The organism is Mesorhizobium sp. M0185 (genome assembly GCF_040322175.1).
Classification (GTDB): domain Bacteria; phylum Pseudomonadota; class Alphaproteobacteria; order Rhizobiales; family Rhizobiaceae; genus Mesorhizobium.
This window is the reverse complement of sequence record NZ_JAMYSY010000003.1, coordinates 67,741-87,317: the sequence shown is the minus strand read 5'-3', so window position 1 is coordinate 87,317 and position 19,577 is coordinate 67,741. Positions and strand designations below refer to the sequence as shown.

15 protein-coding genes are annotated in these 19,577 nt (G+C 62.9%); 5 read left to right on the top strand and 10 right to left on the bottom strand.

Annotated elements, in window-relative coordinates; genetic code table 11:
* Positions 1-142 precede the first annotated feature (142 nt).
* On the top strand, positions 143-1,978 hold the full coding sequence (locus NKJ20_RS03555; protein ID WP_352742608.1) for a monovalent cation:proton antiporter-2 (CPA2) family protein: 1,836 nt from the start codon (positions 143-145) through the stop codon (positions 1,976-1,978).
* Between the two features lie 20 nt (positions 1,979-1,998).
* Positions 1,999-2,547 carry a DUF924 family protein gene (locus NKJ20_RS03550; protein ID WP_352471797.1) on the top strand — a complete coding sequence of 183 codons (549 nt, stop codon included), beginning with the start codon at positions 1,999-2,001 and terminating at the stop codon, positions 2,545-2,547.
* A 24-nt stretch (positions 2,548-2,571) separates the two neighbouring features.
* On the opposite strand, the gene folK is transcribed toward NKJ20_RS03550, so the two are convergent.
* From folK to folP, 3 genes are read right to left on the bottom strand one after another with little or no spacing between them, the layout of a single operon-like run.
* Positions 2,572-3,096 carry a 2-amino-4-hydroxy-6-hydroxymethyldihydropteridine diphosphokinase gene (gene folK, locus NKJ20_RS03545; protein WP_352448737.1) on the bottom strand — a complete coding sequence of 175 codons (525 nt, stop codon included), beginning with the start codon at positions 3,094-3,096 and terminating at the stop codon, positions 2,572-2,574.
* Positions 3,080-3,439, bottom strand: a complete 360-nt coding sequence (gene folB / locus NKJ20_RS03540) for a dihydroneopterin aldolase (protein WP_023674838.1) — start codon at positions 3,437-3,439, stop codon at positions 3,080-3,082. The genes folK and folB overlap by 17 nt, the downstream gene beginning before the upstream one ends.
* A 3-nt stretch (positions 3,440-3,442) precedes the next feature.
* Positions 3,443-4,288, bottom strand: coding sequence for a dihydropteroate synthase (gene folP, locus NKJ20_RS03535; RefSeq protein WP_352448736.1), 846 nt, complete (start codon positions 4,286-4,288; stop codon positions 3,443-3,445).
* Positions 4,289-4,384: 96 nt separating this feature from the next.
* On the opposite strand from folP, the gene NKJ20_RS03530 reads away from it, so the two are divergent.
* Together NKJ20_RS03530 and NKJ20_RS03525 are read left to right on the top strand one after the other, a co-directional pair.
* The gene (locus NKJ20_RS03530) at positions 4,385-5,002 is read left to right on the top strand and encodes a DUF922 domain-containing Zn-dependent protease (protein ID WP_352742606.1); all 618 of its coding nucleotides are present in this window, start codon (positions 4,385-4,387) and stop codon (positions 5,000-5,002) included.
* 201 nt (positions 5,003-5,203) lie between these two features.
* Entirely contained in the window at positions 5,204-6,685 is a 1,482-nt protein-coding gene (locus NKJ20_RS03525; protein WP_352455682.1) for an MDR family MFS transporter, read from the top strand.
* A gap of 26 nt (positions 6,686-6,711) precedes the next feature.
* On the opposite strand, the gene NKJ20_RS03520 is transcribed toward NKJ20_RS03525, so the two are convergent.
* The 3 genes from NKJ20_RS03520 to NKJ20_RS03510 form a co-directional block, all read right to left on the bottom strand.
* Entirely contained in the window at positions 6,712-7,740 is a 1,029-nt protein-coding gene (locus tag NKJ20_RS03520; RefSeq protein ID WP_352448733.1) for an NAD(P)/FAD-dependent oxidoreductase, read from the bottom strand.
* Positions 7,741-7,822: 82 nt separating this feature from the next.
* Positions 7,823-8,143, bottom strand: a complete 321-nt coding sequence (locus tag NKJ20_RS03515) for a 2Fe-2S iron-sulfur cluster-binding protein (RefSeq protein WP_023674833.1) — start codon at positions 8,141-8,143, stop codon at positions 7,823-7,825.
* Positions 8,144-8,240: 97 nt separating this feature from the next.
* Entirely contained in the window at positions 8,241-8,609 is a 369-nt protein-coding gene (locus NKJ20_RS03510; protein ID WP_292660938.1) for an Hpt domain-containing protein, read from the bottom strand.
* 285 nt (positions 8,610-8,894) lie between these two features.
* Here NKJ20_RS03510 and NKJ20_RS03505 point away from each other — a divergent pair, with 285 nt between their 5' ends.
* Positions 8,895-15,389: an apolipoprotein A-IV repeat region-like domain-containing protein gene (locus NKJ20_RS03505; RefSeq protein ID WP_352742603.1), complete on the top strand. Its 6,495-nt coding sequence runs from the start codon at positions 8,895-8,897 to the stop codon at positions 15,387-15,389.
* A 104-nt stretch (positions 15,390-15,493) separates the two neighbouring features.
* On the opposite strand, the gene NKJ20_RS03500 is transcribed toward NKJ20_RS03505, so the two are convergent.
* Genes NKJ20_RS03500 through NKJ20_RS03485 form a run of 4 tightly spaced genes read right to left on the bottom strand, consistent with a single transcriptional unit; the run spans position 15,494 to position 19,576 of the window.
* The gene (locus tag NKJ20_RS03500) at positions 15,494-16,147 is read right to left on the bottom strand and encodes an ABC-type transport auxiliary lipoprotein family protein (protein WP_352742602.1); all 654 of its coding nucleotides are present in this window, start codon (positions 16,145-16,147) and stop codon (positions 15,494-15,496) included.
* Between the two features lie 37 nt (positions 16,148-16,184).
* Positions 16,185-17,558, bottom strand: coding sequence for an MlaD family protein (locus tag NKJ20_RS03495; RefSeq protein WP_352540616.1), 1,374 nt, complete (start codon positions 17,556-17,558; stop codon positions 16,185-16,187).
* Positions 17,559-17,571: 13 nt separating this feature from the next.
* The gene (locus NKJ20_RS03490; protein WP_352593549.1) at positions 17,572-18,390 is read right to left on the bottom strand and encodes an ABC transporter ATP-binding protein; all 819 of its coding nucleotides are present in this window, start codon (positions 18,388-18,390) and stop codon (positions 17,572-17,574) included.
* A 1-nt stretch (position 18,391) separates the two neighbouring features.
* Positions 18,392-19,576, bottom strand: coding sequence for an ABC transporter permease (locus tag NKJ20_RS03485; protein ID WP_352742600.1), 1,185 nt, complete (start codon positions 19,574-19,576; stop codon positions 18,392-18,394).
* Position 19,577 lies beyond the last annotated feature (1 nt).

Genomic DNA, 19,577 nt, shown 5'->3' with positions numbered 1-19,577 from the left:
TGGAACAAGCAACGCCCGGGAGCCCATTATCCTATTCAGTGCGCCTGCAATATCGCCTTCACAACGCGCCGGATTCGCACTGTTCGATCCGCCCCGTAGCCCCTATCTTGGCCGCTTGTTGCAAGAGAGCGGAACGGCAGGCATGGCGGCAGAAGCATCGAACAGCGATCTGATCCAGGTGGTGGCGCTGCTCGCCGCCGGCGTCGTTGCGGTGCCGATCTTCAGGCGCATCAGACTTGGCTCCATCCTCGGCTATTTGACGGCCGGCGTCGTGATCGGTCCGTTCGGGCTGCGCATCTTTTCCGAATCGGAAGCCATTCTTCATGTCGCCGAACTCGGCGTCGTCATGTTTCTGTTCATCATCGGGCTGGAGATGCAGCCGTCACGGCTATGGGGCATGCGCCGCGAGATTTTCGGGCTTGGCGCGCTGCAGGTCGGCGTCTGCGCGGTCCTGCTGACCGGCGTCGGGCTGGCGGGAGGTTTTCCTATCGCGCAATCCTTCGTCGCCGGCGCCGGTTTCGTGCTCACCTCGACGGCAATCGTCATGCAATTGCTGGAAGAACGCGGCGAACTGGCCACGCCCAAGGGCCAGCGCATCGTTTCGGTCCTGCTTTTGGAAGACCTGGCCATCGTGCCGCTGCTGGCGCTGATCGCCTTCCTCGCGCCGGGCGGCGCCGATATGAGCCTGTCGGATCGGTTGACGGAGGTCGGCATCGGCCTTGCCGCGATCGTCGGGCTGGTGCTTGCAGGACGCTATCTGCTCAATCCGTTCTTCCGTATCCTGGCGGATGCGCGCGCCCGTGAGGTGATGACCGCAGCCGCCCTTCTGGTCGTGCTTGGGTCGGCGCTCGCCATGCAGCTTTCCGGCCTGTCGATGGCCATGGGCGCCTTCCTGGCCGGCGTGCTTTTGTCGGAATCGACCTTCCGCCATCAGCTGGAGGCCGACATCGAACCATTCCGCGGCATTCTGCTCGGACTGTTCTTCCTCGCCGTCGGCATGTCGCTCGACCTGCATGTGGTCGTCGTCAACTGGCAGCTCATTGCCATCTATGTCGTCGCCTACATGATGATGAAGGCGATCGGCATCTATATCGTCGCCCGCATTCTCAAAACCGGCCACCGGGAAGCGCTCGAGCGCGCGGTCTTCATGGCGCAAGGCGGCGAATTCGCCTTCGTCCTCTATTCCGCAGCGGCGGCTGTCGGTATCATCGATAGCCAGGCCAATGCGATGCTGACCGCCATCGTCATCATTTCCATGGTGCTGACGCCCTTAGCGATCATAGCATTGCGGTATCTGACGCCACGCGACGAGCAGTCGCTTGAAGGCGTCGATGTCGCCGAAGGCCTGACCGGCAGCGTGCTGATCATCGGCTTTGGCCGGTTCGGCCAGATCGCCAGCCAGCCGCTTTTGTTGCGCGGGATTGATGTGTCGATCATCGACAATGAGGTCGAGATGATCCAGGCGGCGGCCGATTTCGGCTTCAAGGTCTATTACGGCGACGGCACGCGGCTGGACATCCTGCGTGCCGCGGGAGCCGGGCGCGCACGCGCCGTGCTGATCTGCGTTGACAAGCCCGATGCCGCCGTGCGCATCGCCGAGCTCATCAAGGCGGAGTTTCCGTTGCTGACAGTGCTGGCGCGGGCTTTCGACCGCGGCACGGCGTTGCAGCTCATTCGTGCCGGCGTCGACTATCAGCTCCGCGAGACGTTCGAATCGGCGCTTGTCTTCGGCGGCTCGACACTGGAAGCTCTCGGCGTCGATCCGGAAGCGGTCGCCGAAGTAGTCGAGGACGTCCGCCGCCGCGATGCTGCCCGTTTCGAACTTCAACAGGCAGAAGGCATCCGCGCCGGGCGGCGCTTCCTCAAAGGCAATATCGGCACCCCCATCCCGACGCCGCTCAGCACGCCACGGCGCGTGGGCCAGGCGCTCAACGAGGAGACCGCCGGCGTGCTGCAGAAATCCGAACCGGCCGATTAAACGTTGGAAAGACGCGAATGATGAACGAACTGGACGACCGCGCTGTCTCCATCACCAGATTCTGGCGCGACGCCGGGGAGGACGCGTGGTTCGAGAAGAACGACGCCTTTGATGCCGACTTCCGCACCCGGTTTCTCGATCTGCACTTTGCCGCCGCCCGCCGCGAATGCGACGGCTGGTCCGAACACGCCGAAGGGTCGCTGGCACTGATGATCCTGCTCGACCAGTTTCCGCGAAACTGCTTTCGCGCCACCGGCCACATGTACGCCACGGACCCGCTGGCGCGGCATTTCGCCGGGAAAGCGATCGCTGCCGGCCATGACTTGGCACTCGACGAAGAGCTCCGCGTTTTTCTCTATCTGCCCTATGAGCATTCGGAGGACCTCGCCGATCAGCTCAAATCGGTAGAGCTTACCGCCGCCAAAGCCCCGATCTATCTGAAATATGCGATCGAGCATCGCGACATCATCCAGCGCTTCGGCCGCTTTCCGCATCGAAACAGGATGCTTGGCCGCGAGACGACACCGGACGAACAAATGTTCCTCGACGGAGGTGGGTTCTCCGGCTGATTTCAGGCACCGATGGCGGCAGCGTCAGGTTTTCCACCAATCCCGGCCTGACGGCAGCCGTTCAATGCCCGATGTGTCGACGGCGGCCAGCCGCTCCGATACGCTCTTGCCGTCGACCACAAGCTCCGGCGCAATTTCTGCCAGCGGCGCCAGCACGAAGGCGCGCTCCAGCATGCGCGGATGCGGCACCTCCAGTCCGGTCTCGTGGATGATGCGGTCGCCGAACACCAGAATGTCGATATCGATCAGGCGTGGACCCCAGCGCTCCTCGCGCACCCGCTTCAGTTTTCGCTCGGCGTCGAGGCAAAGGTCGAGCAAAGCCCGTGGCGCGAGCGCGGTCGAGATTTCGGCCGCAGCATTGAGGAAATCCGGCTGATCGAGCTTGCCCCAGGGCGGCGTGCGGTAGAGCGACGAAACGGCAACGACGCGCGTTCTCTCGTTGGCATCCAGAATGCCCAGTGCCGCAGCCATCGACGTCGCCGGATCACCGAGATTGCCGCCAAGGCTGAGATAGACGGTGTTGTTGTTGTTACTATTCTGGCCAGACAACGGTCACCTCGACATGATCGAGCACACCCGGCACCGGGGCGTTCGGCTTGCGCACGGTGATCTCGGCCTTTTTGATCTGCGGAAACCGCGCCGTCAGCGCCCTCGCCACTTCGAGCGCCAGCGCTTCGATCAGAAAGCGCCGTTCGCCGGTAATGATCTTCTCGATGACCGCAAAGGCGATGCCGTAATTGACGGTGTCCTCGATGGAATCCTCGACCAGCGCCCGCCCGGGATCCACCGTGAGTGCCGCATCGACATAAAAGCGCTGGCCGAGCGTCTCTTCTTCGTCCAGCACACCGTGCCGGGCAAAGAAGGCGCAGTTCTTCATGCGGATGACATACATGGCTCAGCTTTCCCCGATCTCACGTGCCAGCATAGCATCGGCGATGGCCAGCGCATCCACGTTGATTGCGACATCGTGGACGCGAAAGAGATGCGCGCCTTTGAGCCTCAGGATGACGCTGGTGGCCGCGGTCCCGGCGCCTCTTGCGGCTGCGTCGCGGCCGGTGACTGTGCCGATAAAGCGCTTTCGCGATGTGCCGGCCATCAGTGGAAAACCCAGCGCATGAAGTTCGGAAAACCGTGCCATCAGGTCAAGATTTTCCGCGGCCGTCTCCTTGGCGAAGCCGAAGCCCGGATCGAGCACGATATGATCGTCGGCAACACCGCTCCGCCGCGCGATTTCCAGCGACTTCCTGAGGAAGAAGAGCTGATCGGCAATCACGTCGGGCAGTTTCTGCCGGTCCCGTCCCGTGTGCATGACGACAAGGCCAGCGCCGGTTTCGGCCGCGACGCGGGCAATGCCCGGTTCGCGCTGCAGGCCCCAGACGTCATTGACGATATGCGCGCCGGCTTGGACGGCAAGCCGGGCCGTATCCTCGCGATAGGTATCGACCGAGATCAGCGTTCCGCCAGACGTCGCGAGCGCCTCGATGACCGGCAATATGCGAGCCTGCTCTTCCTTTGCGGAGACCGCAGACGCCCCGGGACGTGTCGATTCTCCGCCGATGTCGATGACGGAGGCCCCCTCCTCGACCATGCGGCGCGCCTGGGCCACTGCTTTTTCCGGCGCATCGAACAGGCCGCCGTCGGAAAAACTGTCCGGCGTGATGTTGAGGATGCCGACGATCACGGCCTTGCCGTCAAGGTCGAGATGGCGTCCGTGCGCCAACTGCCATCGCCCTGTCATCATTGCCCATCAACCATGTTCGATCCCGCGGCGTGGCGGGGGATCAATTCCGTTGCGCCGAGGACGGCGGTAAAGCAAGGTGGGGAAAGAGGCAACACGATGAAACGATCCCTCCTTTGCGCCCTGATGCTCGCTCTGACCGCATTCCCGGCCGGCGCTGCAACTCTCGTCAAGACATATAGTTATTTCCCGATCGGCGGCAGGACGCTCGACGACATCGAGACCCAGCTGTCGAAACTCGGGCCTCAGGTGAAAAGCACCGGGTCGCGGCATCCGGGAGCTACCCAGATGGCGTTCACCACCCGCGTCAGCTATGCGCAAAAGCCGGGCTCGTGCTGGATTGCCGACGCTGTCGTCACCGTCAAGGTCAAGGTCATCCTTCCTGAGTGGCGCCGCCCGCGCAAAGCCGATGCCGGCGTCAGGCTGTTCTGGGATACGTTGTCCGCCGACATCAAGCGCCATGAGGAACGCCACGTCGAGATTGCCAAGAACCACGGCCGCGAACTAGAAGACGCCTTGAAGGCGAGCTACCCGGAAAAGACCTGCGAACTGGCAAAGGCCCAAGCCGCAAAAATCACTGCGGCCATGCTTGCCAAACACGACCAGGACCAGATGCGCTTCGATCGCGTCGAAAGCGCCAATTTCCAAAGCCGCATCCTGCGGCTTTTGCACTATCGCATCGAGCGCATTGAGAACGGCCGGCTCGCTCCCGGCTGAACTCCGCGTCGTCGGACAAAGCCAATTTTGCCGAAACATAGTGCCAGCTTCGGAAAACTTTCGAGCCGCTGTCGAAATCGGCCTATAGCGAACGACATATGCCAGGTTCGCAGGGATCAGCCTCCGGCAAACGCCAATCGGCGTACTAGATGCTTCCCAGCCCGTCGCGGACGTGCACGCAGGCATAATGGATGAACGGATATGGACCAGGCTGTCGACAAGCAAACGATGGTGGAAACCAGCGCGCCGCTGACCGAAACCGAGAAAAACGCCATCATCGGCGGCGTGCTTTTGTCGATGCTGCTGGCGGCGCTCGACCAGACCATCGTCGCGCCGGCGATGCCGACGATGGCACGTCTGCTCGGGCATGCCGAATATCTGCCATGGATCGTGACCGGCTATCTTCTGACCGCGACCGCCGTGGCGCCGCTCTACGGCAAGATCTCCGATATTTATGGTCGCCGGCCGACCGTCTATGCTGCAATCCTGATCTTTCTCGCCGGTTCGCTGGTCAGCGCCACGGCCCCCAACATGCTGGTCCTGGTTGTCGGCCGGGCGATCCAGGGCGCCGGCGGCGGTGGTCTGTTCGCCCTGACGCAGACCGTGATCGGCGACCTCGTGCCGCCGCGCGAGCGGGCCCGATACGCCGCCTGGATCTCGGGCACATGGGCCGTCGCCAGCATCGCCGGGCCGCTGCTCGGCGGCACCTTCGCCGAACATCTGCATTGGTCGCTGATCTTCTGGATCAACATTCCGCTGGGCCTGCTGGCCATGGCGATCATCAACAACCCGCTCAAGAAGCTGCCGATCGCCGCAAAACATCACCGCATCGACGGCCTCGGCGCGCTGCTTCTGGTCGCGGCCACCTCGCTGCTGCTGCTTGCCTTGAACTGGGGCGGCAGCGAGTATCCGTGGCTGTCGCCTGAAATCCTTGGACTGCTCGCCTGCTCGGCGGTGTTCTGGAGCGCGTTCGCGCTGCGACTCATGCGCGCGGCCGAACCGCTGATCTCGCTCGAAGTGCTCGGCAATCCGATCGTTCTCGCCGGCACATTGTCGATGTTCCTGCTGCAGGCCGCCAATGTCGGCTTGTCGGTCTATCTGCCGGTCTACCTGCAGTCGGTCGTCGGCCTGTCAGTCAGTCAATCGGGCACCGCGTTGCTTGGGCTGATGCTCGGCACGGTGGCCGGTGCGACCTTCAGCGCGCGAATGATCCCGCGCTTTTTTCACTATAAACGCATTGCCATGATCGGAACTGTTTTCTCGATCCTGTGCCTCGGCGTGCTCAGCCTGGTCGCCGGGCATGCCTCACTGTTGCTCGTCGAGGTGTTGACGACCTGCGTAGGCCTGGGCACAGGCACGACCTTTCCGGTTGCCACCGTCTCGGTCCAGAACGCCGTCGATCGTATGCACCTTGGCGTGGCGACCGGCGTTCTCACCTTCCTCCGCTCGCTGGGCAGCGCGCTTGGCGTCGCTATGCTCGGTGCCGTCGCCCTTGGTTACGGGCTGCCGCTGGCCAGCGAAGGCACGCAGCCGGCCGGCCATATCGCCTCGGCCATGCCGTTCGTGATGATCTTTCTTGCCGCGGCCGCGATCTTGCTGTTGTCGCTCATCACGCTCTGGCTGATGCCGGAGAAAACGCTTCGCGGCCATGCCGAGGCTGTGGCCCCAACCCTGGCCGAATAGACCTGTCCGGCGAAATCCGGCGAGCTTCAGTCGACCACGCCGAGCTTCTTGTGCAGGCTGGTCGACGAGGTCGTATACTGGAATACGATGCGCTCGCCGGGGCTGATGATGCGCTTGGCTGCCTGCGCCATCAAGGCGACCTCGTGGAAGCCCGACAGGATCAGCTTCAGCTTGCCGGGGTACCAGTTGATGTCGCCGACGGCGAAGATGCCGGGAACCGACGTCTGGAATTTTTCGGTGTCGACCGGGATCAGGTTCTCGTGGAGGTTGAGCCCCCATTCGGCGATTGGGCCGAGCTTCATCGTCAGGCCGAAGAACGGCAGCATCCGCGTGCACGGCACTTCGACATCGCCCTCCGGCCCCTTGATCGTGGCCGAGACTAGCTGGCCGTCGCTGCCGGTCAGGCCAGTCACCTGTCCAACCTGGAATTCCAGCTGCTTCATCTCCTGCATGGCATACATCTTGTTGACACTGTCGGGCGCTGCGCGGAATTCGGGCCGCCGGTGCACCAGCGTCACGCTCTTGGCGACCGGCTGCAGGTTCAGCGTCCAATCGAGCGCCGAATCGCCGCCGCCGACGATGACGAGGTCATGGCCGCGAAAGTCCTCCATCCGGCGCACCGAGTAGAACACGCTCTTGCCTTCATAGGGTTCGATGCCTGGAATCGGCGGCCGCTTCGGCTGGAACGAACCGCCGCCGGCGGCAATCACCACAATTTTGGTTTCGAACACCTCGTTTTCGTCGGTAATGACGCGGAAGCTGCCGTCGTCCAGCCTTTCCAGGCTCGAAACCATGCGGCTATAGGTGAATTCGGGCTTGAACGGCGCGATCTGCTCAAGCAGCTTGTCGACCAGGCCTTGCGCCGAGATCGAGGGCCAAGCCGGAATGTCGTAGATCGGCTTTTCCGGGTAGAGTTCGGCGCATTGCCCGCCGGGCCGGTCGAGTATGTCGATCAGATGGCACTTCATGTCGAAGAGGCCGAGCTCGAATACGGCAAACAGGCCGATAGGCCCTGCCCCGACAATGAGTACGTCCGTCTTGGTGATAGCGGTCATGAAGCATGCGCCTTTATGGGAAAACGGCGCGACACTGCATGACCATTGGTCCGCTGCCAAGCGGCAGCCGCAAAAATCGGCTTCAGCCCTGGCGGGCCGGCACACGCACGACCAGCCCGTCGAGGGCGTCGCGCACCTTGATCTGGCATGACAGCCGCGAGTTCGGCTGGACCTCGTAGGCGAAATCCAGCATGTCCTCTTCCATGGCTTCCGGCTCGCCGACCTCCGCCGTCCAGGCTTCGTCGACATAAACATGGCAGGTCGCGCAGGCGCAGGCGCCGCCGCATTCCGCTTCTATTCCCGGCACCGCATTGCGGATCGCATTTTCCATGACGGTCGAGCCGTTTTCGGCATCCACGTCAAAATGCGTGCCGTCATGGGCGATGAAGGTCAGCTTGGTCATTTGTCACCTGAAGGGAGTCTGAGCCGACATAATCACTCTGCCGGACAAGTCAACTGCGGCGCCAAAGCGCCGCTGTGTGGCGTTTTGGGAATAAGCGCTACCGGCTGATGGCGGCGACGAAGTCGCGCACTTCTTCGATCAGCGAGCCAAGCCGCTTCAGCGTGCTGGCGTCTTCGGGCCGGCATTCGATCGCGCTGGCGCAATCGGCAATGGCGAAGGCGCCGACCCCGCGCGCCGAGCCTTTGAGCCCGTGTGCCAATAGCAGCCGCTGCCTGACATCCGCATCGACGATCTTGTCGCGCACCGACAGCGCCTGCTGCACGAACAGAGCCAGCACCTCCTGCTCGAGGCTCCGATCGCCCATCGTCTGGCGCGCAAGATGCGCCAGGTCGATCGGCCGCGCCCCGGCTGTCCCCGACACGTCGCCGCCGGGCATCGAGAAGGCAATGCCGTTTTCGCCACGTATCACTTTGAGACTCCGTTCTTCGACCGCCGCAAAAACTAGGCGTATCCGGTGGACAACGGGTTAATGATTGGCCCGGAAAAATGTCGCGATAACGGCGCCGGAATCACGGCTGTGTTAACCTTATATTTAAAGTTTTACGTATCGGGCGGAATGCATGTTTTCTTTACCCGGCTGTGTCATTACGATACGACAGGTCCATTTTCAGCCTCCTGCGCGGGACACGCTAGGCAGAATCAATAAGCAGAACCATAAGTCCCGCGGCAGCTTGTACAGGGTAGCGAAGGCATGGCGAAGAAACCAACGACGACAAGAACGCTCGACAGCGACGTAGCCAGGGAACTTGAAAAGGCACTTGATATCGATCTGAGCGGCGATGCCGGCGGCGACTTCGACATGGCTGCATCCATGGAAGATCTCGAAGCGCAAATATCGCAAGCCGCCGACGAGCTGGCGCGCGAAGGTCGCAGCCAGAACGAAGCGCCTGCCCCGGACCAGACCCAGAACGCGGCACCTGCCGCCAATCAAAGCCAGATCGCAAATCCCGCGCCAAAGGCCAAGCCGGCTGAGTTGCGTCCTGTCGCAACGCGCAATGGCTCGCAGCCGGCAGCTTTCTCGCCGGCCAACGACGATCGTCAAAAAGACTATAAGACGCTCCTGCACACCCTCAATCGGCGCGCCTCGAACACGATCTACTGGGTCGTGGCTTTCGTTTCGCTGGCCTGGATCGCCGGCGCTGGCGGCCTTGCGAACCTGTTGTTCGGACCTGGCATCTGGAACATCCGCACCTTCGATCAGTTTTTCGCTCGTCCGGAGCTGATCGGCCTGGCGGTCGCGGCAATCGTGCCCGTCATCCTGTTCTGGGCATTCGCAGTGATGATTCGCCGCGCTCAGGAGATGCGCCTTGCCGCGCAGTCGATGACCGAGGTGGCCTTCCGTCTGGCCGAGCCGGAAAATCTTGCCCAGGATCGCGTCATGATGATCGGCCAAGCGGTTCGCCGCGAGGTGGCAGCCATGGGCGAAGGCATCGAACGCACGCTTGCGCGTGCCGTCGAGCTCGAAACGCTGGTCCACAGCGAGGTGAACCAGATCGAGCGCTCCTATTCAGAGAACGAGTCCCGCATCCGCTCGCTGGTCGACGGGCTGGGCAGCGAGCGCGAAGCGGTCGTCACCCATGCCGAGCGCGTGCGCGCCTCGATCACCGGCGCCCACGAGACACTGAAAGACGAGATCAACGCCGCCAGCGATATCATTCGCGACAGCATTCTCAACGCCTCGACCAAGCTGTCGATGACGATCAACGAATCCGGCGACACGCTGATCGACAGGATCAACGGAAGCTCGATGTCGATCTTCGATTCGGTGGAAGGCCGGCTCGAATCGATCACCGATCGGCTGTCGACGTCGGGCGAGGCCTTCGCCAGCCTGCTCGACACCCGGATCGCCAAGCTGACGGACACCACCGATGGCCTGACGCGGTCACTGACCGACCTGCTCGACGACCGCACGAGCGGCATGGTGTCGCTGCTCGGCGGTGCCGCCCGCACACTCAATTCGGAATTCGAAGCCAGCCTCAACGGCATCGAGCGGACGCTTGCCGAACGTGGCCAGGCGCTGATCAGCGAGTTCCAGACCCGCGCCGAGGCGCTCGACACCGGCACGCAGAAGCTCAACGCCGCGCTGGAGGCTCGCGCACGCCAGATCAACGAGACGCTGGTCGAGCGCGCCCGCGAAATCGCCCACACCTTCCAGGATAGCAAGGAGACGCTGTCGGCGATGATCGATCAGGGCAAGACCCAGATCGGCGCCGACATGGCCGACATCATTTCATCGACCTCGACCATGCTTGAAGCCCGCGCCGGCGATTTCGCCGGGCGCATGGAAGCGGCGCGCCATGTCGTATCGCGTTCGTTCGATACGGACATCGAGCGGCTTGCCGATGCTCGCGCCGGCATCGAGGAAGCCGTCGAGAACCACAGCCGCAAGCTTTCCGAAAGCCGCGACCGGATGGCGGCGGCAATGCAGGCCGATCTGGCGAAGTTCGCCGAAGGTCGCGCCGAAATCGACGCAGCGGTGGCTAACCAGGTGCAGAAGCTAGCCGAAGGCCGCGGCCTGATCTCGCGCGCCCTTGAAGAGGATCTGCGCAAGGTCAACGAATCGCGCGCAGCGATCGACGCTTCGCTGGGCAGCCATCTCGAAAGCCTTGAAGAGGGTCGCAACAGGCTTGCCCAGGCCTTGAACGAAGACTCTGGAAAACTCGTGCAAGCCCGCACGATAATTGATGAAATGGTTGCCGGGCATGTCGGCAAGCTCGCCGAAGGCCGCAGCATCCTTTCGCGCGCGCTCGAGGCCGACCTCGGCAAACTGGCAGAGAGTCGCGCCAGCATCGACGGCCTCGTCGCCGGTCAAGTCGAAAAGATCGCCGAGGGCCGCGCCATACTCGCCAGTGCGCTGGAAGCCGACATTGCCGGCATCAATGGCCTCATCGAGGCCCATTCGGCGAAATTGGCGCAAGACCGCAGTGGGCTTTCCCAGTCACTCGATAACGACCTGTCCGACCTCAGGAGCCTGATCGCCGATCATTCGGGCAGGCTCGCCGATGATCGCAGCCTGCTTTCGAAGACGCTTGAAGACGATCTTGCCAAGCTGGCCGAAAGTCGGTCGAGCATCGATGGGCTGGTTGCCGGCCAGGTCGAGAAGCTGGCCGAAGGCCGCGACATCCTCAAGCGCGCGCTGGAATCGGACCTGAACGCTATCAAGGGCGTCATCGCCGGCCAGTCCGAAAAGCTGGCGGAAGACCGTGGCCAGTTGTCGCGGGCACTGGAGAGCGACCTGCAGGCTGTGCGGGGCGTTGTCTCCGATCACATGAACAAGCTCGCCGAAGACCGTTCAACCCTTTCGAAGGCGCTCGAAGACGATCTCGCCAAGTTGGCCGAAAGCCGCTCGAGCATCGATGTGATGGTTGCCGGCCAGGTCGAAAAGCTGGCAGAGGGCCGCGACATCCTCAAGCGTGCGCTCGAAGCCGATCTGAGCACCGTCAAGGGCATTATCGCCAGTCAATCCGAGAAGCTGGCCGAGGATCGCGGTCAGCTGTCGCGGGCACTGGAGACCGATCTCGAGACCGTGCGGGGCGTTGTCTCCGAACATATGAACAAGCTTGCCGAAGACCGTTCGGCCCTGTCGAAAGCGCTCGAGGACGATCTTGCCAGGCTGGCAGAGAGCCGTTCGAGCATCGACGGGCTGGTCGCCGGCCAGGTCGAGAAGCTCGCCGAGGGTCGCGACATCCTCAAGCGCGCCTTGGAAGACGATCTTGCCAAGCTGGCCGAAAGCCGATCGAGCATCGACGGACTGGTTTCCGGCCAGGTCGAGAAGCTGGCCGAGGGTCGCGACATCCTCAAGCGCGCGCTGGAAGACGATCTTGCCAAGCTGGCCGAAAGCCGCTCGAGCATCGACGGACTGGTTTCCGGCCAGGTCGAGAAGCTGGCCGAAGGCCGCGACATCCTCAAGCGCGCCTTGGAGGCCGATCTCAGCACGATCAGGGGCGCCATCGCCGATCAGTCGCAGCTATTGACCGATAATCGCGCGCAGTTTTCGCGTGCGCTGGAAGCCGATCTCGGCAACGTCAACAGCCTTGTCGCAACCCACGCAGAGAAGCTCGTCCAGGACCGCTCGACCCTGTCGAAGGCGCTCGAGGACGATCTCGCCAAGCTGGCCGAAAGCCGCTCGAGCATCGATGGGCTGGTTGCCGGCCAGGTTGAGAAACTGGCGGAAGGCCGCGACATACTCAGGCGCGCGTTGGAAGCCGATCTGGAGAGGCTTGCAATGAGCCGCAGCGAAGTCGACGAGATCGTCGCCGGTCATGTCGGCAAGCTGAGCGAGGGCCGCGACGTGCTGACCCGCGCATTGCAGGACGATCTCTCCAGGCTCGCCGAAACGCGCAAGGATGTCGACCGTTCGCTGTCCGGCCATATCGACCAGATCGCCGCCAGGAGCACCGACATCTCCGATGCGATCGCTGCGGACGTAGAAAAGATCGAGCAGGCGTTCAGCCGGCAGACAGGCATCATTGAAGAGCGCGCCAGCACAATGGAGCGGGCGCTGTCGACGGGTGTCGACAACGTGCGCAGTGTGCTCGAAAGAAGCGCGGTCTTCGTCGCCGGCGCGCTGCGCGAGAAGGTCATGGAAGTTACCAGCGCGCTGCATGAGCAGGCGGGCGCGGCATTCAGCGATGCCGACCGCAAGATCGCCGAGCGCGCCGAGCAGACCTCGGCCGCCCTGCTCGCCAGGGCGGAGGACATCGCCCGCACCTTCGAGGAGGCGGATCGTCGCCTCGCCGCCCGCGCCGAGGATACGTCGAGCGCACTGATTGCCCGCGTCGACGACACGTCGAACACCTTGTTCGCGCGTGCCCAGGAAACGGCCGATCAGCTGGCAGCCCGGGCAAGTGAGATTGCCGGTACCTTCGACGCGGCGGACCACAGGCTGGTCTCTCGCGCCATCGAAACGGCCCAGTCGCTGGCTGCGCGTGCCGGCGACATCCTGCGCAATTTCGAAACAGCCGACGAGCGGCTGGGCGTGCGCATCGGCGAATCCGCCGAAGCTCTCGCGGCACGTGCGTCGGATCTCGGTCGCATTTTCGATGCCGCCGACCAGCAACTTATTTCGCGCATTGCCGAAGGCTCTGAAGCACTTTCGGCCCGTGCGTCCGAGATCGGCCGCATCTTCGAGGAGGCCGATCATCGCCTGGTGGCCCGTATCGCTGACAGCAGCACCGCAATCGGCGAACATGCCGACACCATTGTCGGTGCCTTCACCAGCACCGAGCAGCGGGTTGCCGAACGCGCCAGGCAGACTGGCCAGGAACTCGCCGTCCATGCCCGTGAAATCGAGCAGCTGCTTGCCGGTGCCGACGAACGCCTGGCATCGAGTGCTGCCGCCACTGCGGCCCGCGTCGAGGAGCAGGTCGCCACCGTCGAGAACCGCCTCGCCTACTCCGCCGAGACAATGGGCCAAAAGCTCAACGAACAAGTCTCGGGTGCCGAGGCGCAACTGGTCTCGCGCGCCAACTCGATCGCCGAAACCTTCACCGCGGTCGGCCAGCATATCGGCCAGAGCACCAATGACGCTGCAAAGACCATCGGTGCCAATACTCGCGAGCTCAATACGATGCTTGCGGCACGTTCGGCCGAAATATCGAAAATCCTGGACGAGACGGCACGGCCTCTGGTCGAGCGCTTCGCCCAGGGCGGCTCCGAGCTGCAAAAGAGCATGGAAGAGGTCACCGAACGTGCGACCGAGAAGCTGCGCACTCAAAACGCCGCCCTCGTCGACGCCCTCGCCAGCCGTACGGCCGAAACCCTGTCGGCCGTCGAAGGCGCGCGCTCGACGCTTGCCGACAGCGTTGCCGACCTCATCGGCCGCATGACCACCTCCAGCTCGCAGCTCGGTCAGTTGATCGAGCAGGCGGCGACCAATCTCGGCCAGGTCGACGAACGCCTGACCGGGAGCACGCAAAGCTTCGCGGCGACCACGGAAAAGACCGCGCAGACCTTCGCCAGTTCGGCGCGTCTGGTCGATTCGAACACGACGCGGCTCACCGAGCTGTCGTCGTCGACCTTGCGCGAGGTTGCTTCAATCGCCACCAAGTTCGACGAGCACAGCCGGTTGCTTTCCAGTGCCTCGGACCTGTTGAGCTCGGCCCAGAGCAATCTTGAGCACACGCTCGAAAGGCAATCGTCGCTGGAGGACCTTGCCGTCGGTCTTGTCAAGAAATCGGAAGATCTCGAAAGGGTCATGCGCTCGTTCGAGAATCTGGTCGGCCAGACGCTGCAGAACGCCGAAGGCAAGACGCTGGAATCCGCCGACAAGATCCGTACCGCGATTTCCGAAGTGGTCGATTCGGCAACCAAGCGCTTTGCCGATGCGACCGAGGAGATGCGGCGTACCGCCGGCTCGATCAAGAGCGAGCTCGACCTCACCCGGGCCGAGCTTAAGAAAGGCGTCATCGAGATGCCGGAAGAGGCAAAGGAATCAACCACGGCTATCCGCCGTGCCGTTTCAGAGCAGATCAACGCGCTGAAGGAACTTTCTGAAATCGTTGCGAAATCTGGCCGCAGCGCCGACAGTTCGGAACAGCGCAACCTGCGTCCGGCGCCGCAAGCGCCTGCCGCACGCCCCGCCGAACCGCCACGTCGCCCGGCTCCGGCTCCCGAACAGCGCCGTGCACCGCAGGCGCCTTCGGGCGAGACGGCGCTGCGCGGCACGCTCGACCTCGAACGTCCCGCAGACCAAGCGCCGCGCCAGCGCGACCCCAACGGCCGCACGCCGCAGGGCGGTTGGGTGCGTGACCTCCTGACCGGTGCATCACGCGAAGACGACGCCAAGCCGGCAGCGCCTGCCGAAGCGCCGCGCCCGGCTCCCGCTGCGCGGTCGCCGCTTCATGTCGTGGAATCGCTGAACTCGCTCTCGGTCGATATCGCACGCGCCATCGATCACGATGCCTCGATCGAGCTGTGGAACCGCTACCGGCGCGGCGAGCGCGACGTCTTCACGCGCCGACTTTACACGCTGAAGGGCCAGCAGACGTTCGACGAGATCCGCCGCAAATATCAGTCGGAGGCGGAGTTCCGCGCTGCTGTCGATCGTTACTGTGACGATTTCGAAAAGCTGCTCAAGGACGTGTCGCGCAACGACCGCGACAACATCATGGCACAGACCTACCTGACGTCGGATACCGGCAAGGTCTACACCATGCTGGCCCACGCCAGCGGCCGCCTGCACTAAGCGGGCGACAGAGAACAAACGAAAAGGCGGGATTTCCCGCCTTTTTTATGCCGTACTGAATTCCATTGGCGCTGTAGAGTGCCGTGCCGGCAGTTTCGGCTGTGTCAGATCACGGTGTCCGTCCAGCGGACGATTTGCCCTGCCGCATCGCCGAACGCGGCATCGAGCGCGCCGACATAGGCCTGGTTGCCATTGCCCGAAACGGGCGCGATGGCGCTAAACGTCTTCGACGCCCGCACTTCACCGTTGCGATCGTTCAACAGGCGCACGAACAGCTCGACCTCGGCATGTTCGCCGCCGTCGACACGCACCTCGAACGAGCGGATCTCGACGATCACCTGATAGTCGATCGCCAGCCCCTCGCCTGGCTTGCCAACGCCGGTGAAGCTGCCCGAGCGCTGGAACGTCTCTGCCAGCCGCGCCTGTACGATCATCGGCAGCCGGTCGGCCCATTGCGCGCCCTTGAGATACTGGATCGATCGCGGCGATGGCTTAATGACGATGTTCTGGCTGTCCAGCGCCTTGAGCGCCGATGGCTGGGCGATGAGGATCTGGCGACGGCTGTGGGCACGCGCTTCCAGCGACGGCGCCGAAAGCTCGAACGTATCCAGCGGCGCCGGCTTGCCGCCCAGCGCCGCGCAGCCGGCGAGCGAAAGCGCCAGCAGTGCCACTCCGGCCTTGAACCCACTCGATCTGACGCTGCCTGAACTGATCGACTTCAAACGCGATCCCCCCCGGATCGTGGAAACAATGCGCATCTGCCAGCTATGTTCTTGCGGTGGGCGCAGGCCGAAGTCAACGGCGCACCCTGCCGTCGAACTGCCGGACCTCACCCTCGCCGCCGGACAGGATCCGCTGTGGATTGCGGCTGAGGTCGGTCACCGCCTCTTCGATGCGGTTGATCGAACGACGGCTGTCCTGGACCAGCGATTCGACGTTTTGCAGCCCCTGTCCCGAGAACCGCGCCAGATTGTCGGTGATGGTGCCGAGGCGGGCGTTCAGCGTGTCGGCGACCTGCTTGAACGATTTGAGCGTCGCCCTGGCATCGGCCATGACGCCGTCGGCCTGACCGGAGCCGAGCAGTTTGTCGACCTTGGCAAGGATACCGTCGACTCGCACCGAGGCATCGTTGAGGCGTCCTGCGAGTTGGTGCGCGTCTTTGATGGTTTCGTCGATGTCGTCGGCCCGGTTGGCGAACTTGTTGGTCACCTTGGCGATGTCGGCGGCAGCCTCGTTGGCGTTTTCGCTGGCCTTCTGGATATTGGCCAGCGCGGTGCGAACCTCAGCCGGATCGATGCCGTCGAGAACGCCGTCGACCTTGGCCAGTGTGCCTTGCGTCTTCTGGGCGAAGTCGTTGATCGAGCCGACCGCGGTGTCCACGTTCTTGATGACCGTGTCGAACTGCTTGCTGGTTTCCTTGAGGTTGGAAGTGACCGTGTCGACATTGGCGACGATGCTCTTGATCTGGTCCTTGTCGACGGCGTTGAGTAGCCCTTCCGCCGCCTTCAGGGTGCCGTCGAGTTTGCCCGAAACACCCTTCAGTTCGTCCGCCAGCGAGCTGACGCTGGCCAGGAACTTGTCGACGCCGTCCGCATTCCTGGCCAGTGCATCGGAGAAGGTCTGGACATTGTTGACGGTCTGCGTCAGCGGCCCGCGAACATCCTTGGTGAAGCCTTCGAGCTCCGAAAGGACCTTGTCGGCGCGGGTGAAGATGTTCTGCGCTGTCTGTAGCAGATTGGTGACCGCCGACGGGTTGGCAACGATCTCGGCGACACGGCCTTCCTTTTCCGCCTCGTCGAGAAGTTTTGGCTCTTTGGGGTCGGCGCCCTTGAGCTCGATGTTGGCCTGGCCGGTGAGGCCGGCAAGCCCGATATCGGCCTGCGTCGACTTGGTGATAGGCGTATTCCGGTCTATTTCGGTGTCGGCGATAGCAGCGGTCGGATTGTCGACGTCGATATAGACACGGCGCACGTCGCCGACTTTGACGCCATTGAACAGCACGAAACTGCCACGGCCGAGCCCCGAAGCGGAGCCTGGAATGCGCACGCGCAGCACCGTCGTCTCACCCTTTTCGCCGATTGCCGCCGTCCAATAGACGAAAGCGAAAGCCGCGAGGATCGCGGCCAGCGTGAAAATGCCGACAATGACGTAGTTGGCCCTGGTTTCCATTGCTCACTTATGGCTATGCGCGCGCCGCAAGATCAAGTTGCCGGGCGCGTTTTCCGCGGAAATAGGATTTTACCCAGGGTTCCTCGCTCCTGAGCATGTCGTCGATCGTGCCCTCGACCAGCACTTTCTTGTTGCCGAGCACCGCCACGCGGTCGCACGCGGTAAACAGCGTGTCGAGATCGTGCGTGACCATATACACGGTCAAATCCATCGTATCGCGCAGTTTGACGACCAATTCGTCGAACTCAGCCGCGCTGATCGGATCGAGCCCGGAAGTCGGTTCGTCGAGGAAGACGATATCCGGATCGAGCGCCAGAGCGCGCGCCAGCGCAGCACGCTTAATCATGCCGCCGGAGAGCTCGGAGGGGAATTTCTGCGCCGCATCCGGCGGCAATCCCACCAACTCGACCTTGAGCATGGCAAGTTCGTCCATCAGCTTCTTCGGCAAATCGAGATATTCGCGCATCGGCACCTGGACGTTTTCGAGGACGGTCAGCGCCGAAAACAGCGCACCATGCTGGAACAGCACGCCAAGCCGCATGTCGATGCGAAGGCGCTCCCTTTCGGTTGCCCTCTCGACGTCGACCCCGAACAGTTTGATTGTTCCCGATTGCTTGCGCGTCAAGCCAAGGATGGTGCGCAAGAGAACAGATTTGCCGGCACCGGAGGCACCGACGAAGCCGAGAATCTCCCCGCGCCAGATATCGAGCGATAATTTGTCGAGAACGACCTGATCGGCGAACGACACCGTGACGTCGTGCGCCGACAGCACGATCTCGTCTTCTTTGGCTTTCGCCGCCACCTTGGTCGTGTTTGTGCCCGGCAGCGCCATCTCAGAACTCGATCGCTGCATAGAACATGGCGAAAAGCCCGTCGAGGATAATGACCACGAAGATCGACTTCACCACTGAGGCGGTCACATGCTGGCCAAGCGATTCGGCGCTGCCGCCAACCTTCATGCCCTCGACCGAGGCGATTATGCCGATGATCATGGCCATGAACGGCGCCTTGATCAGGCCGGCAAAGATGGTGCTGAGGTCGATTGCGACACGCAGCCGGTCGATGAACGCTGCCGGTGCAATATCGGAGTAGAGCCATGCAGCCAAAATGCCGCCGCCCAACGCGGCAAAGTTGGCGACGATCGTCAGGCAAGGCAGCGCGATGACCAGCGCGACCAGCCGCGGAAACACCAGCACGCCGATTGGATTAAGACCGATCACCTTCAGCGCATCGACCTCCTCGCGCATCTTCATCGAGCCGATCTCGGCGGTGATCGCACTGCCGGAGCGGCCGGCGATCATGATCGCCGTCATCAGCACGCCGAGCTCGCGCAGGATCAGCACCCCGACCAGGTCGACGACGAAGATGTCGGCGCCGAAATAGCTGAGCTGATAAGCGCCTTGCTGGGCGACGATCGCACCGACGATGGCCGACATCAGCACGACTACCGGTATGGCGCCGACACCCATGCGATCGATCTGGTTGAAGATCGCCGCCATGTTGACGGCATGGCCACGGCCAAGCTTCATCTGCGAGCCGCGTATCGTGGCGCCGAGGATATTCATTGCGGCCAGGAAATCGTCGCGCATCTCATAAACGCGCCGGCCAACCGCCTCGAGCCCGCGAATGATGAAGTTGGGCGGCTTTGCCGGACCTGATTCGGGCTCGCGTCGGACCGCATCACCGACGGCGCCGAGCAGGATCGAGGCAATCTCGCTTTGCCCCTGCATCGTGATCTCGACGCCCTTCTTTTCGAAGCTGCTGACCAGGCGGTCGATCAGCCACGCCCCGGCTGTGTCCATCTTCTCGATTTGTGAAAGGTCGAGCGCCAGCGTCTTGAAGCCGCTGCGCTTCTCGATCTTGCGCATCTCGGCATCGACCAGCGCCACGGTGCGCGTCGTCCAGGTTCCCGAGAAAGCGCAGCCGAGAACGCCGCCCTCCTCGCCGATCGCGATGCGCGGCTGGTGGTCGGGCTCCTTGGCAGGGCCGCTTGCGTCGCGTTTGCGGATGGTCAACATG

Bases quoted from the DNA above. Each gene is read 5' to 3' on its own strand.
- NKJ20_RS03555 (WP_352742608.1), top strand. From the start codon at position 143: ATGGCGGCAGAAGCATCGAACAGCGATCTGATCCAGGTGGTGGCGCTG.
- NKJ20_RS03550 (WP_352471797.1), top strand. From the start codon at position 1,999: ATGAACGAACTGGACGACCGCGCTGTCTCCATCACCAGATTCTGGCGC.
- folB (WP_023674838.1), bottom strand. From the start codon at position 3,439: ATGTATGTCATCCGCATGAAGAACTGCGCCTTCTTTGCCCGGCACGGT.
- folP (WP_352448736.1), bottom strand. From the start codon at position 4,288: ATGATGACAGGGCGATGGCAGTTGGCGCACGGACGCCATCTCGACCTT.
- NKJ20_RS03530 (WP_352742606.1), top strand. From the start codon at position 4,385: ATGAAACGATCCCTCCTTTGCGCCCTGATGCTCGCTCTGACCGCATTC.
- NKJ20_RS03525 (WP_352455682.1), top strand. From the start codon at position 5,204: ATGGACCAGGCTGTCGACAAGCAAACGATGGTGGAAACCAGCGCGCCG.
- NKJ20_RS03520 (WP_352448733.1), bottom strand. From the start codon at position 7,740: ATGACCGCTATCACCAAGACGGACGTACTCATTGTCGGGGCAGGGCCT.
- NKJ20_RS03515 (WP_023674833.1), bottom strand. From the start codon at position 8,143: ATGACCAAGCTGACCTTCATCGCCCATGACGGCACGCATTTTGACGTG.
- NKJ20_RS03505 (WP_352742603.1), top strand. From the start codon at position 8,895: ATGGCGAAGAAACCAACGACGACAAGAACGCTCGACAGCGACGTAGCC.
- NKJ20_RS03500 (WP_352742602.1), bottom strand. From the start codon at position 16,147: ATGCGCATTGTTTCCACGATCCGGGGGGGATCGCGTTTGAAGTCGATC.
- NKJ20_RS03495 (WP_352540616.1), bottom strand. From the start codon at position 17,558: ATGGAAACCAGGGCCAACTACGTCATTGTCGGCATTTTCACGCTGGCC.
- NKJ20_RS03490 (WP_352593549.1), bottom strand. From the start codon at position 18,390: ATGGCGCTGCCGGGCACAAACACGACCAAGGTGGCGGCGAAAGCCAAA.
- NKJ20_RS03485 (WP_352742600.1), bottom strand. From the start codon at position 19,576: ATGTTGACCATCCGCAAACGCGACGCAAGCGGCCCTGCCAAGGAGCCC.